We start from the raw sequence: 12,830 nt of genomic DNA on the forward strand, positions 1-12,830 counted from the left end.
TGGATGGCAACTGTTGCGCAGTCGATCGCAGCCTGGTTCCTCGGCAGCGGCTACGTAGCCGCTGGCAACAGCCTGCGATCAGCCGCAATGCGGCCGCCATCACGCGGGGCTCGCTTTCAACTCCAGTGAACCGCCAGCCAAACGGTGGCTTGTGTACGGTCGGTCCACTCCACCCGGTGCCGGCAGTGGGCGGGCAGTTCGATGCAGTCGCCCGGGCGCATGACGCGTTCAACTGCCTCGTGCTCCAGGCGCAACCCGGCCGAGCCGCTGAGGACCACGACCCATTCGCCCTGCGGTTGGTCATACCAGAAGCCCGGTGGGCTGGCCTGGCCAAACGAGACGATGCGCTCAATGCGCAGGCCAGGGCGGCTGAGCAGGTTGTCGATGTGTTCCTGGGTGGTGTCCGCAGGCAGGGAAGTGAACAGGTTTTCGAGCATGGTGGTCTGCCTCTCGTCTGGCTTGGCATTGTGGTTTAAGGTGGCGTCTGCCTCTCATGATAGGGAAACATCATGAAACACCCGCTTTTGCAGCCCCTCGTTGCCGCGATGCTGATGAGCGCAGGCCTGCCGGCACTGGCGGCATTGCCCGGCGCGCCTTCCTATATCGACGATAGCGGTTATCCCGAGGCGGCCAAGCAGCGCATTCTGCCGCCGATGTTCGAGCAAGCCCTGACCAGCACCCGCTACATTGCCAAGGCGGATGACCCGCTGATCACCCAGGCCGAGGCCAGCAACTTCAACCAGACCAGCAACTACGATGAAACCCGTGCCTACCTGACCAAGCTGGCGGCGGCTTCCGGTGGCAGTGTCGTGCTGCACGAGTTGCCGGAAAAAAGCGCCGAGGGTCATCCGATGGTGATGGCCATCGCTTCGCTTGAAGTCGACAAGTCGCCGGCCGGGCTCAACGATTCGGGCAAGCCGACGATCTTCGTCGAGGCCGAGATCCACCCTGGCGAGGCCAACGGCAAGGACGCCATGTTCATGCTGCTGCGCGACATGACCACGGGTGACAAGCCGCTTGCCAGCCTGCTGGCCAAGGTCAACATTCTGTTCATACCCACCGTCAACATCGACGGCGACCTGCGCCGCAGCGCCTACGGCCGGATCAACCAGAACGGCCCGCAGGAAACCGGTTGGCGGGTCAACGGCCTGAACTACAACCTCAACCGCGATTTCACCAAGCTCGACAGCGCCGAGATCCGCAACGTCGCCTGGGTGTTCAATACCTATGACCTGAGCTTTTTTGCCGACACCCACTCCACCGACGGCGCCATGTACCCCTACGACAGTTCCTATTGCCACAACGGCAATGGCTGGTCGCCGGCCAGCAGCGCCTGGATGGACACGGTCATGCGCGCGCCGGTGTACCAGGCCCTGGAGGCAGACGGCCATGTGGTGCATGAGTGCATCAGCCTGAACGACAACCAGGACCCGAGCCAGGGCTACTACCCATACCGCACCGACTTCGCACGGTTCTCCAACCAGTACGGCGACATCCGCAACGTGCCGTCGATCTTGATCGAGCAGCATGCGCTGCACCCTTATCAGACCCAGGTGCTGGGCAACTACGTGATGCTCAAGAAAATGATCCAGGTGATCGGCGACCAGTCGGCCTCGCTCAGGGAAGCCATTCGCCAAGACCGCGAGCGTCTTGAAGCCCAGCAGGACGTGACCCTCACCTGGAAGCCAGGCAAGGTGCAGACTACGCCGTTCACCGTGGGAGACTACCGCTACGAGCAGTCGCCGATCACGGGGGCCAAGACCATTGTCTGGAGCAACAAGCCCAAGAAGCTGACGGTGCCGGTCACCGGCAACAGCGAGCCGGACCTTGTGGTCAAGCGTCCGCAGCAGTATGTGGTGCCCGCGCAATGGCGCGAGGTGATTGCCCGGCTCAAGGCCCATGGCATCCAGATGACCACCCTGGACAAGCCCACTGCCATGGCGGTCACCCTCTATCGCATGGACCAGGTCAAGGTGGCCGGCGGATTCGAGCCCGATCGCGCGCAACCGAACCAGATTCCCGGTTACGAAGGGCGTCTGCCGGTCAGTGGCGTGGGCAAGCCGTTCGAGCGCCTGCAGACCTTTCCGGCAGGTTCGGTGGTCATCGACCTTGACCAGCCTCTGGGCGTATTGGCGGTCAATTTGCTGTACCCGGAAAGCCCGGATTCATTCTGGGCCTGGGGGTTCTTCAACTCGACCCTGGTGGTGGCCGAAGAACCCGAGGAATACGTGATGGAACCCATGGCGCGCAAGATGCTTGCCGAGAGTCCGGCGCTCAAGGCCGAGTTCGAAAAGAAGCTCAAGGACGACAAGACCTTTGCCGCCAGCCCCGGTGCGCGCTTGCAGTGGTTTTACCAGCGTACGCCGTTCTATGACGTGAATGCGTTCGTGTATCCGGTCGGGGCGGTGTACTGATCGATCGCGGGGCAAGCCCGCTCTCACTGCCCCGCGAAAATCTCAACAACAAGGAATACCCAACGTGGCACCACAGCTGTCGATGGCAACGCTGCAGGCGTTCAATCGTTGTGTTCTGCAATTGGCCAGCCTGGCGCGCGAGGAGGGCGGCTCGCACTTTATCGCAGATGGCTTGCAGTCCTTCCGTGAGCTGGTGCCCTTTGCCTCGGCCTGGTGGGGTGAGATGTCTACAGGCGCTGCCAGCGTAGCGCCGCAAAGTTGGATGCACGGGCGTATCGACCTGCCCGACGCGTTCGCTGCCGAATGGCGCCAGGTGGCCGGCTTCGACAGCTTTGCCCACGACACCTTGGCCAGGGTGGGCAGGGTGGTGCGCGACAGCGAATTCACCGACCCGGTCGAAGCGGTCAATGTGTTTGCCCGCCGCTACGACCTCTACCACCTGATGTGCATTACCTTCGAACTGCCCGAAAGCGGGCTCAATTTTTTTGTCTGCCTGTACCGGGGTATTGACGATGTGGCGTTCGATGTCAGCGAAGAGGGCTTGTTTGCCGCCTTCTGCGATCACTTGCTGCAATTGTGGCGGTTCCAGGTCCAGGACATGATCCGGGTCGACACCGGCAACGGCGCCAGTGATTTCGGTGTGGCACGCCTGGATGGCAGCCTGTTGCACATCGGCGCGCGCCTGTGCGCTGCGATCGAGCGCGAGGTGCCGGGCTGGCACGGTTCGGTGCTGCCCTCCGAGGTGATCGCGCAGTTGCACAAAGTACCTTGTGTGATGCGCCTGGGACGTTGTGCCCTGACCCTGAGCCCCAATGGCGAGCATGTGATCCTGTCACTGGAAGCGCCGCCACCCGGTGTGATGCTGGCGCCCCGCGAGCGCACGGCGGCGATGCTGTTCGCCGCGGGCCATTCATACAAGGAAATCGCCCGCATTCTGTCGCTCAGCCCGGCCACAGTGCGCACCTATTTGCGCAACTGCTACGCCCAATTGGGGGTCAAGAGCAAGGTGGAGTTGGGCTCTGCCTTGCGTTCCGGGCTTGCAGGGAGTGAAAAATCCGCCTGACCCTCCTCATTTGCAGAGGTTCGCTCTTCGGCGGCGCGCTATAGGGTGTGCGCAGCCCCGATAAAAACAAGAGAGCGTTCCAATGCAACGATTGATTCCCACCCTGTTGGCCACCGCGCTGGCCGTTTCGTCCTTTCACGCCCTGGCTGCCGCCGACCTCGTGCTGGTCAATGGCAAGGTGTACACCGCCGAGCCCGGGCAGCGGCTGATGCAAGCGGTGGCCGTCAAGGACGGCAAGATCCTGCAAGTGGGCAGCGATGCCCAGATCAACGCGCTGGCCGATGCCAATACGCAACGCATCGACCTGGCCGGCAAGGTGCTGATGCCCGGCATGATCGACACCCACAGTCACCCGGTGGTGGCTGCTTTCGACAGCCTGGGTGCCAACCTGCAAGACGAAGAAAAACCGCTGCCGGAACTTGAGCAGTGGATCCTGGCCGAGGTCAAGGAGGGGCGCGGCCGGGCAGGTGATGTGATCAGTATTGCCGGGGTGAGCTCGGCCTATTGGGAGCAAAGCCGCGAGCTGGGCCAAGTGTTCAACCAGGGGCGCTGGGTGGACCAACCGCTGGTGCTCGGCGGTATCGACGGCCATACCGGCTGGGCCAACAACGCCATGCTCAAGCGCCTGAACATCGACGCGGCATTGGTCAAGGGCATGTCGGAGCAGGACCGCAGCTACGTCGGCCACGACGCCGACTTCACCCCCAACGGTTACTTCTCCGAGTCGCGCTGGGACCAGGTGCGTAGCCAGATTCCGCCCGCCAGTGAAGAGGTCATGATCAAGGCCGCCCGAGAGGCGGTGCGGATCAATAACCAGTATGGGGTCACGGCCTGGATGGATGCCGCCTCGAACGCCGGTAGCGGCGACTCGCTGTTTGATTTCAAGGCCACCGAGCAGAGTGTCGGTGTGTTGCCGCTGTACCGCGCCCTGGCCGAGAAGGGTGAGCTCAATGCCCACGTCGCCGCCTTGATGATCGCCAACCCCAAGAGTCGGCCCGCCGACCTTGAAGTGCTGGCCAAGGTAATGAAGCAGTTCGAGGGGGTACCGAACCTGAGCTTTCCGGGAATCAAGGTGTTTGTCGACGGCGTTCTGGAGTACCCCGGCCAGACTGCTGCAGTGATTGCGCCGTACAAGAACAGCAAAAAGAACGGCCAGTTGCTGATCGAGCCGGAGCACTTCGGCGAACTGCTGGCTGCAGCCGAAAAACGTGACTGGATCGTACACATGCACGCGGTGGGCGACCGGGCGGTGCGTGAGTCGCTCAACGGCGTGGCGTATGCCCGCACGCTCAGCAGCACCCCCAAGGCCCACAGCATCAGCCACCTGCAACTGGTCGACCCCAAGGACTTTCCGCGCTTCAAGCAATTGGGCGTGATCGCATCGATGCAATTGCTCTGGGCCACTGGCGAGAGCTACACCGTCGAGTTGGTCAAGCCGTACATCAGCGCCTCGGCCTACGGCTACCAATACCCGGCCCATTCCCTGCAGAAGGCTGGTGCGACGATTGCCGGTGCCAGTGATTGGCCAGTGTCCAGTCCCAATCCCTGGAACGCCATTGCCCAGGCCATCACCCGCAAGGGGCCGTTGGGGGTACTCAATGCCAACGAGAGCGTCGACCGCCAGGTCATGTTCCAGGCCTACACCCTCAATGCCGCCAAGACCCTGCGTCTTGAGCAGCAGATCGGCTCGCTGGCGCCGGGCAAGCAGGCTGACCTGATCGTGCTCGACCGTGATGTGTTCAAGGTCAGCAACGACGAGTTGTTCGATACCCAAGTGCTGAAAACCTTCTTCGCCGGCAAACAGGTCTACGCCCCGGCGTCCTGACCGCGCGCCCTGACCACGATGCCTGGTTCCTTGCCCCGCGAGGGGCCGGGTCTCGCCTGCACGAATCTGCCCGTACATCGATAACAACAAGGGTTTCGTATGAACGCACGCGCCATCTTTACCGTTGCCAGCCTGATGCTGGTCCCTTTGACCAGTCAGGCCCTGACCCTGAACGACGATTTCAACCTGGAGCTGACCCTGGCCGCCGTCAGCGACTATCGCTCCCGGGGCGTGTCGCAGACCCTCGGCGACCCGGCGCTGCAAGCGGGTGCTACCTTGATCCACGGCAGTGGCCTGTACGTCGGCGCCTGGACTTCGAACGTCGACTACGGCTTCGACTACAAGACCCGCCAGGAGGTGGACTATTACGCTGGTTGGTACTGGCAGGCCACCGATGCCATCAGCCTGGACCTTGGCTATCTCAAGTACAGCTATCCCAAGGAAGGGCAGTTCAACATGAGCGAGGTCTACGCCATCCTCGACCTGTATGGGGTCAAGCTGAGCGTCAACTACTCCAGTGATTCTCCCAACGCCTTCGGTAAGGACCAGGACACCCTTTATAGCTACCTGGGCTACAGCTTCACCTTGCCTGCCGAGGTCGGGGTGGAGTTGCGGCTGGGCTACAACGACGTCAAGGACCCCGCGTTCTGGGCCACCAATGGTGATAATCGCGACGCCTACTACGAGTGGGAAGCCAAACTGACACGCGAGTTCGTCGGTGTCACCTGGGGCTTGAGCTACATCGATACCGACCTGAAAAAAAGCGAATGCATGAGTTGGTACGGCTATGACGACCTGTGTTCGGCAACCGTCGTGGTCAGTGCCAGCAAAGCGTTCTGACGGCTACGCGAGCCGCAGACTGTCGCCAGCGGTTACACCCGTGTGTAGCCGCTGCCGAGGAACGAGGCTGCGATCGACTGCGCAGCAGTCGCCCGCGATAGACTGTGTTCATCTCAGCCGATCAGACACCGTGTATGCCTCACAATCCGTCACCCCGCCCGTGGCAGGTCTTTTTCATCTTCCTGCGACTGGGCCTGACCTCGTTCGGCGGCCCGGTCGCTCACCTGGGCTATTTTCGCGACGAGTTCGTCACCCGCCGACGTTGGCTCAGCGAGCGTAGCTACCTCGACCTGGTGACGCTCTGTCAGTTTCTGCCAGGCCCTGCCAGCAGTCAGGTCGGCATCGCCCTGGGGCTGGCGCGAGCAGGTTACCGGGGCGCGCTGGCCGCCTGGCTGGGTTTTACGCTGCCTTCTGCGCTCATGCTGATACTGATCGCCCTGGGTGTTGCCGGTTTTGGCGCTGCCATTCCCTCCGGTGTGTTGCATGGTCTGCATGTGGTCGCCGTGGCGGTGGTGGCGCAGGCGGTGTGGGGCATGGGGCGTGCGTTGTGTCCAGATGCATCGAGGATTGCGCTGATGCTGATGGCCGCAGCTCTGGTGCTGGTAGTGCCGTCGCCCTGGGCGCAGGCAGGCGTGATGGTGGCGGCGGGGGTGGTGGGGCTTATTCTGTTCACGCCCGGCAAGGCCATCGGCCATGAACCATTGCCGATCACGGTCAGCAAACGCGCTGGTATGTGTTGGCTGGCGCTGTTTGTTGTCTTGTTGCTGGGGTTGCCGTTATTGGCCGAGCGCTGGCCGAGCCCAGCCCTGGCGATGTTCGATGCCTTCTATCGCAGTGGGTCGCTGGTGTTCGGCGGTGGTCACGTGGTGCTGCCGTTGCTCCAGGCCGAAGTGGTGCCCGCGGGCTGGGTGGGCAACGAAACGTTCCTGGCGGGATACGGCGCTACCCAGGCAATGCCGGGCCCCTTGTTTACCTTTGCTGCGTTCCTCGGTGCCTCGATGCAAACCGGGCCGTCGGGCTGGGCGGGCGGCGTGCTGTGCCTGGTGGCGATCTTTGTACCGTCGTTTCTGCTGGTGATGGGGGCGCTGCCGTTCTGGCAGCAGTTGCGGCAAAACCTGCGCATGCAAGCGGCGATGCAGGGCATCAACGCGGCGGTGGTCGGGTTGCTGCTGGCGGCGTTGTATCAGCCGGTGTGGACCAGCGCCATTCTGCATCCGGTGGATATTGGCCTGGCGCTGCTGGCACTGCTGGCGTTGATGCGCTGGAAACTACCGCCGTGGCTGGTGGTGATCGGCTGTGGTGTAGCCGGCTGTCTATTGTAGGAGCGGGGCAAGCCCGCTCCTACGTGTGCAGTTCCATGTGGACGATGTCGATGGGTTGCCCACCGACCCCATGGCTGAAGACTCCCCGGCGGCGTGTCACGAACCCGTGCTTCTGGTAGAAGCCCTCGGCGTTCAAGGTCGATTCCACGTTGATGACGTCGATGCCTGGAGCCCGTGCCTTGTCGATCCCGATCTGCAACAAGCGCGCGCCCAGGCCCGTACCTGAGGCTTCGGGCAGGATGAACAGGCGCGTCACTTCCCCGGGCGCTGCATCGACAAAACCCACGATCCTGCCGTCATGCACAGCCACGACCATCTGGGTGTGTTCGATCTGTTGCTCATAGAACGCGGGTGTTCGTTCGCCCATCCAGCCCTGGAGTTGCTCAGGGCGGTAATGGTCGTTGGCCAAGGCGCTGATTGATTGGTGGGTAACATCGAAGATTGCCTGGCCATCGCCAGGTTGTGCGGGTCGAAGGGTATATCGTTGCATCACCACATCCTTGTTGTGCAGGTCAGACAGTCGCCAGGCAGGGTAGCAACTAGCGTTGCATGATGCCCAGCAACAACCGCTCGATCTGCGCCAACTCCCAGGTGCTCAGCAAGCTCACCGGATCGGTACCGTAGCGCTGCCAGGTGTCCAGCGACCCCTCACGGCCATCGGGGTGGCGGCAGTGCTCGCAGTGGTGCAGGCGATGGCCTTCGAAGTCCAGCAGCAACTGCCAGCCCTCGATGTCTACGTGTACCTGGCCGCGGGTGGAGCAGGGCGCCAGTGGCTGCAGCGCACGAATACCCAGGGCGGCGTCGCGCAATTGCTGGTAGACCTCACGGGGAGTCAGGGCGGGCATCTGTCATCTGTTCCTGGAAGGGGGATTGTATATTCACGGTGCCATCACGATAATGCGAGTAATTACCATTAGCGCGTGATGATCGAAGTGACCAGCTCTGTCGACTCAAAGGCTGTCGTGGCCCATTTGTACAGCGATCATCATCGCTGGTTGCGTGCCTGGCTTTATCGCCGGTTGAACTGCCCTCATGACGCTGCCGACCTGGCTCAGGACACCTTTGTCCGGGCCATGGGCAGCACGGCATTGCCAGCCATCGAGGAGCCCCGAGCCTTTCTGGCCACGGTTGCCCGACGGTTGCTCAGTAACCTGTTTCGCCGGCGTGCATTGGAGCAGGCGTATCTGGAAGAGCTGGGGCGCTTGCCGCTGCAGTGCATGCCGTCCGCCGAAGACGTGCTGTTGGTACGCGAAGCCCTGGCGCAGATCGACCGTCTGCTCGATGGGTTGCCGCGACGGGTTCGTCACGCCTTCATTCTGCATCGCCTGGAAGGGTTGAGCCAACCGTCGATTGCCGAGCACTTGGGTGTATCGCTGGCGACGGTGGAACGCGACCTGCGCCGGGCCTTCTTGCATTGCCTGAGTGTGAGCCCTGAATGAGTAACGTACCGGTCGATCGCGCTACCCACGAAGCGGTGGGCTGGCTGCTCAAACTCGAACAAGCGCCGACGCGCAGCCGCATGCAGCACGCCTTCGAGCTGTGGCTGCAGCGATGCCCGAGCCACCAGACGGCCTGGCAACGGGTCAACGCGGTGCTCGAGCAACCCCTGGCCGACCTGCAACTGGCCGAGCAGCGCACCCCAGGCCAGTTGGCCATGGCCAGCCGCAGCCTGCGCACGCAGGCTTCGCCGTCGCGGCGCAAGGTGCTGGGGGGGGGGCTGGCGATGCTGTTGCTGGGGCTGGGCGGCGCGGGGCTTGTCCATCGACGTATGCCGTTGGGTGATGTGCTGGCCGACCTGCACACCGGTACCGGCGAGCGCCGCACCTACACCCTGGCCGATGGCTCGCGCTTGCGTCTCAACGCCCGTAGCGCTGTGGACCTGCGCTTCGATGCCAGCCAACGCCTGGTAGTGCTGCGCGAAGGTGAGCTGCAGGTCGAAGTGGCCGCCGAACCCGGTCGGCCGTTTGTCGTCGCTACACGCCAGGGCCGGGTGCAAGCCCTCGGCACGCGTTTCGTGATGCGCCAGGAAGATCGGCAAAGCCTGGTGGCTGTGCAGCAGCACAGTGTGCTGCTCAGTACCGGCAGTGATGCGCCCCTCAGGGTTGACCAGGGCCAGGCATTTCGCTTCGACGGCCTGCACAGCGAGGCCCTGGCACCGTCGCTGCGCACCCGCGCCAGCTGGACCGATGGCCGGGTTGATGTACGCGACGAGCCGCTGGGTGATCTGGTCGAGGCCTTGCGCCCCTACCGCGCCGGGCTGCTGCGCATCAGCCCGCAAGCGGCACAAATCCGCGTGTACGGCAGCTTCCCGCTGGACGACAGTGATCGCACCTTGCTGTCGCTGAGTGAAACCCTGCCCATACGGGTCGACAGCCTTGGTAGTTGGTTGACCCGCATCGATGTGATCTGACTGAAAAATTCAGCGGGCCGTGAGGGGATCCGGCTACTGGCGTGTCCTCGTTATGGACAACAACTTTCAACGAGCCCACAGCCAATGCCCGATTCCATGATCCGCCCCAGCCTGCTGGCACTTGCCATCGCGCTGGGCAGCAGCGCACCGATGTACGTCCTGGCGCAGGACGAGCGCACCGTCAGTGCCACCCAGGCCTTCGACATTCCCGCCGGCGACCTGGGCGAAAGCCTGAGCCGCATAGCCCGTCAGTCCGGGCGTGTGCTGTCGGTGAACCCTGCGTTGGTGCAAGGCAAGCGGGCTGTCGGGGTCAGTGGTCAGTTCACCCCTGAACAGGCCGCCAGCCAGGCCCTGCGGGGCAGTGACCTGCGCTTGAGTATCACCGCTGGCGGCACCTGGAGCCTGGAGCCTGCGGTTGCCGGTAATGCCCTGGAGCTGAGCGCCACCCAGGTCACAGGCCAGGGTGATGTAGACGCCTGGGGCCCGGTAGTGGGCTATGTGGCCAAGCGCACCGGTACCGCTACCAAGACCGATACCTCGGTGCTGGAAACGCCGCAGACCATCAACATCATCACCCAGGAAGAGATCAAGGCGCTGGGCTCGCAGTCAGTGACCCAGGCCCTGCGCTATACCCCCGGCATCACCGGCGGGGGCTTTTCCGACCGTGTCGGTATCTTCGACGAACCTACCTCGCGGGGATTCAGCCCGACCCCCTTGTACCTGGATGGCCTGCATTTGCCCTACGGGGGCGGCAGTACCGGTGGTGCGCTGCAGATCGACCCCTACTTGCTGGAGCGTATCGAGGTGATGAAGGGGCCCGCGTCGGTGCTCTATGGTCAGAACCAGCCGGGCGGGCTGGTCAACATGGTGTCCAAGCGTCCGACCAGTGCCCCGTTGCGCGAGGTAGTGCTGGGGGGCGGCAGCCAGGATCGTCGTGCCGCTTCCTTCGACTTCGGCGGGCCACTGGATGAGCAGAGCGAGTTTCTGTATCGCCTGACCGGTAGCGGCTACGACAAGAATGGCGAGATCGACTACGTCGAATCACAGCGTTTTGTGTTGGCGCCCAGCCTGACCTGGGCCCCCAACGAGCAGACGCGCCTGACGCTCTACGGCCATTATCAGAAAGACAATGGCGTGCCGGAGGCCCAGGGCCTGCCTGCCGTGGGTACGGTGTTCGAGAGCCCCAACGGGCGGATCAAGCGCAGCCGTTTTATCGGCGAGCCGGGCGTCAATGCCTATGACCGCGAGCAATACACCTTCGGCTATGAATTGAGCCATGCCCTTGACGATGTCTGGACCCTCAAGCAGAACACCCGCTACGCCTATGTCGACGACCGTTACCGGGCACCACTGCATGGCTACCGTTTCGTCACCAACCCGCAGACCGGCGTCGACGACCAGCGTTACCAGACCCGCTACGGCGTCGACTGGGCGCAGCGCAACAAGGTGTTTGGCGTCGACAACATGGTCCAGGCCAAATTCAACACCTTCGATGTGGCCCACACCCTGCTGGTGGGGGTCGACTATTATCACTCCAATTCCAAGTTCCTCGGCCTGTATGACCGCAATCCGCCGATCATCGACCTGTATTCGCCGGTGTACGGCCAAGCGCTGAATTTTGGTCAACCGTACGATTGGGACAACACCGTGACCCAGACGGGCCTGTATGTGCAGGATCAGTTGAAGTGGGACAACTGGTTCCTGACCCTGGGCGGCCGCTATGACTGGGTCGAGGTGGACACCCGCCAGCCGATTGCCGGCAACTTCAGCAACGTCAAGGATGAGAAGTTCACCGGCCGGGCCGGGCTGGGCTACGCCTTCGACAATGGCGTCACGCCTTACGTCAGTTACTCCGAATCCTTCCTGCCATTGAGCGGTACCGACCGTGGCGGCAAACCGTTCGAGCCGTCCACCGGCAAGCAGGTCGAGGCTGGGGTCAAATACCAGCCGCCAGGCCAGGACAGCTTCATCCAGCTGTCGGTGTACGAAATCAAGCAGCAGAACATCCTTACCACCGACCCGAACGACATGGCCTTCAGCAGCCAGATAGGTGAATTGCGTTCGCGCGGTGTGGAACTGGAGGGCAAGGCCAACCTGACCGACAACCTGGGGATGATCGCCTCGGTGTCGCGTAACGACGTGACCTACACCAAGGACAACGACGGGCGCGATGGGCGCCACCCTTCGGGCACGCCACCGATGACGGCCTCGTTGTGGCTGGATTATCACTTTATTGGCGATACCCCGTTGGCGGGCCTGGGGATGGGCCTGGGCACGCGGTATGTGCGTGGCAGTGACGGCAGTGACTTTGCCGAAGACAACTTCCACGTACCGTCCTATACCGTGTATGACGGCATGCTTTCCTACGATTTCCAGCAGTCGCCGCTGCGCCTTAAGGGCGTCAAGTTGCAGGTCAACCTGCAGAACCTGGAAGACAAAAAGTATGTCAGCCGTTGCAGCACCACTGTGGATTGCTACTACGGTGAAGGGCGTACATTGACCACCGACCTGACCTACAACTGGTAGGAGCGGTCAGGCGTCGCGCAACAGGTCGTGGGCATCGAGCAGCCGGTAGGCAATCTCCGGCTGACGCTCCAGGGCCCGGCGTATGGCGGCAGGAATACTCTGGCGGGTCTTGCGGCACAGGCCCGGCAGGTCGTCGATCTGGATGGTGAAACCACGCATGGTCCGCACTTCGTTGAAGCTTGGACTGATACGCAGGCGAATGCCCAGGTTCTCGTACAGCTTGCGCTGCATATGCTCGAGGTCGGCCAGGCTCTGCAGGTTTTCCAGGCGTTCGAGCAGGCGCTTTTCTTCTAGCCGGGTGAGCAGCAGGATGCGCAGGTCCTGCAGCGTTTCACGGCCGCAATCGCAGGCGCCGGGCGGGCAGGGGGAACGGGTGGGCGGGGTGGTGTCCATGTGCTTGAGCATAGCTACAGCGTTGATCGCGGGGCAA

General features: G+C 62.7%; 12 protein-coding genes. 8 read left to right on the plus strand and 4 right to left on the minus strand.

Features of this window, described 5'->3' with window-relative positions; all coding sequences use genetic code 11:
- Window positions 1–116 precede the first annotated feature (116 nt).
- Window positions 117–437, minus strand: coding sequence for a cupin domain-containing protein (locus tag H621_RS0103215; protein ID WP_028941970.1), 321 nt, complete (start codon window positions 435–437; stop codon window positions 117–119).
- A 72-nt stretch (window positions 438–509) separates the two neighbouring features.
- On the opposite strand from H621_RS0103215, the gene H621_RS0103220 reads away from it, so the two are divergent.
- From H621_RS0103220 to chrA, 5 genes are all read left to right on the plus strand, one after another.
- Window positions 510–2,414 (plus strand): M14 family metallopeptidase, encoded by a 1,905-nt coding sequence (locus H621_RS0103220; protein WP_028941971.1) that lies wholly within the window; start codon window positions 510–512, stop codon window positions 2,412–2,414.
- An 82-nt stretch (window positions 2,415–2,496) separates the two neighbouring features.
- Window positions 2,497–3,477 (plus strand): helix-turn-helix transcriptional regulator, encoded by a 981-nt coding sequence (locus tag H621_RS0103225; RefSeq protein ID WP_036989424.1) that lies wholly within the window; start codon window positions 2,497–2,499, stop codon window positions 3,475–3,477.
- A gap of 82 nt (window positions 3,478–3,559) precedes the next feature.
- On the plus strand, window positions 3,560–5,302 hold the full coding sequence (locus H621_RS0103230) for an amidohydrolase (RefSeq protein WP_028941973.1): 1,743 nt from the start codon (window positions 3,560–3,562) through the stop codon (window positions 5,300–5,302).
- Window positions 5,303–5,401: 99 nt separating this feature from the next.
- The gene (locus H621_RS0103235; protein ID WP_028941974.1) at window positions 5,402–6,142 is read left to right on the plus strand and encodes a TorF family putative porin; all 741 of its coding nucleotides are present in this window, start codon (window positions 5,402–5,404) and stop codon (window positions 6,140–6,142) included.
- Between the two features lie 134 nt (window positions 6,143–6,276).
- Window positions 6,277–7,464, plus strand: a complete 1,188-nt coding sequence (gene chrA / locus H621_RS0103240; protein WP_028941975.1) for a chromate efflux transporter — start codon at window positions 6,277–6,279, stop codon at window positions 7,462–7,464.
- 19 nt (window positions 7,465–7,483) lie between these two features.
- Here the strand turns inward: chrA and H621_RS0103245 are convergent, their stop codons facing one another.
- Together H621_RS0103245 and H621_RS0103250 are read right to left on the minus strand one after the other, a co-directional pair.
- A complete protein-coding gene (locus H621_RS0103245) occupies window positions 7,484–7,954 on the minus strand; it encodes a GNAT family N-acetyltransferase (protein WP_036989328.1) in 471 nt (156 codons plus the stop codon).
- Between the two features lie 49 nt (window positions 7,955–8,003).
- Window positions 8,004–8,309, minus strand: a complete 306-nt coding sequence (locus tag H621_RS0103250) for a DUF7693 family protein (protein ID WP_028941977.1) — start codon at window positions 8,307–8,309, stop codon at window positions 8,004–8,006.
- A gap of 78 nt (window positions 8,310–8,387) precedes the next feature.
- Between H621_RS0103250 and H621_RS0103255 the strand changes: the two genes are divergently transcribed.
- From H621_RS0103255 to H621_RS0103265, 3 genes are all read left to right on the plus strand, one after another.
- On the plus strand, window positions 8,388–8,903 hold the full coding sequence (locus H621_RS0103255; protein ID WP_177431081.1) for a sigma-70 family RNA polymerase sigma factor: 516 nt from the start codon (window positions 8,388–8,390) through the stop codon (window positions 8,901–8,903).
- Window positions 8,900–9,874: a FecR domain-containing protein gene (locus tag H621_RS0103260; RefSeq protein ID WP_028941979.1), complete on the plus strand. Its 975-nt coding sequence runs from the start codon at window positions 8,900–8,902 to the stop codon at window positions 9,872–9,874. Before H621_RS0103255 ends, H621_RS0103260 begins: the two co-directional genes overlap by 4 nt.
- An 84-nt stretch (window positions 9,875–9,958) precedes the next feature.
- Window positions 9,959–12,400, plus strand: coding sequence for a TonB-dependent siderophore receptor (locus tag H621_RS0103265; RefSeq protein ID WP_028941980.1), 2,442 nt, complete (start codon window positions 9,959–9,961; stop codon window positions 12,398–12,400).
- Between the two features lie 6 nt (window positions 12,401–12,406).
- On the opposite strand, the gene H621_RS0103270 is transcribed toward H621_RS0103265, so the two are convergent.
- Window positions 12,407–12,793 carry a hypothetical protein gene (locus H621_RS0103270; RefSeq protein WP_028941981.1) on the minus strand — a complete coding sequence of 129 codons (387 nt, stop codon included), beginning with the start codon at window positions 12,791–12,793 and terminating at the stop codon, window positions 12,407–12,409.
- Window positions 12,794–12,830: the final 37 nt, after the last annotated feature.

The organism is Pseudomonas vranovensis DSM 16006 (assembly GCF_000425805.1).
Taxonomy (GTDB): Bacteria; Pseudomonadota; Gammaproteobacteria; order Pseudomonadales; family Pseudomonadaceae; genus Aquipseudomonas; species Aquipseudomonas vranovensis.

Bases quoted from the DNA above. Each gene is read 5' to 3' on its own strand.
- chrA (WP_028941975.1), top strand. From the start codon at position 6,277: ATGCCTCACAATCCGTCACCCCGCCCGTGGCAGGTCTTTTTCATCTTC.
- H621_RS0103255 (WP_177431081.1), top strand. From the start codon at position 8,388: ATGATCGAAGTGACCAGCTCTGTCGACTCAAAGGCTGTCGTGGCCCAT.
- H621_RS0103230 (WP_028941973.1), top strand. From the start codon at position 3,560: ATGCAACGATTGATTCCCACCCTGTTGGCCACCGCGCTGGCCGTTTCG.
- H621_RS0103265 (WP_028941980.1), top strand. From the start codon at position 9,959: ATGCCCGATTCCATGATCCGCCCCAGCCTGCTGGCACTTGCCATCGCG.
- H621_RS0103250 (WP_028941977.1), bottom strand. From the start codon at position 8,309: ATGCCCGCCCTGACTCCCCGTGAGGTCTACCAGCAATTGCGCGACGCC.
- H621_RS0103245 (WP_036989328.1), bottom strand. From the start codon at position 7,954: ATGCAACGATATACCCTTCGACCCGCACAACCTGGCGATGGCCAGGCA.
- H621_RS0103235 (WP_028941974.1), top strand. From the start codon at position 5,402: ATGAACGCACGCGCCATCTTTACCGTTGCCAGCCTGATGCTGGTCCCT.
- H621_RS0103270 (WP_028941981.1), bottom strand. From the start codon at position 12,793: ATGGACACCACCCCGCCCACCCGTTCCCCCTGCCCGCCCGGCGCCTGC.
- H621_RS0103215 (WP_028941970.1), bottom strand. From the start codon at position 437: ATGCTCGAAAACCTGTTCACTTCCCTGCCTGCGGACACCACCCAGGAA.
- H621_RS0103220 (WP_028941971.1), top strand. From the start codon at position 510: ATGAAACACCCGCTTTTGCAGCCCCTCGTTGCCGCGATGCTGATGAGC.
- H621_RS0103225 (WP_036989424.1), top strand. From the start codon at position 2,497: ATGGCAACGCTGCAGGCGTTCAATCGTTGTGTTCTGCAATTGGCCAGC.
- H621_RS0103260 (WP_028941979.1), top strand. From the start codon at position 8,900: ATGAGTAACGTACCGGTCGATCGCGCTACCCACGAAGCGGTGGGCTGG.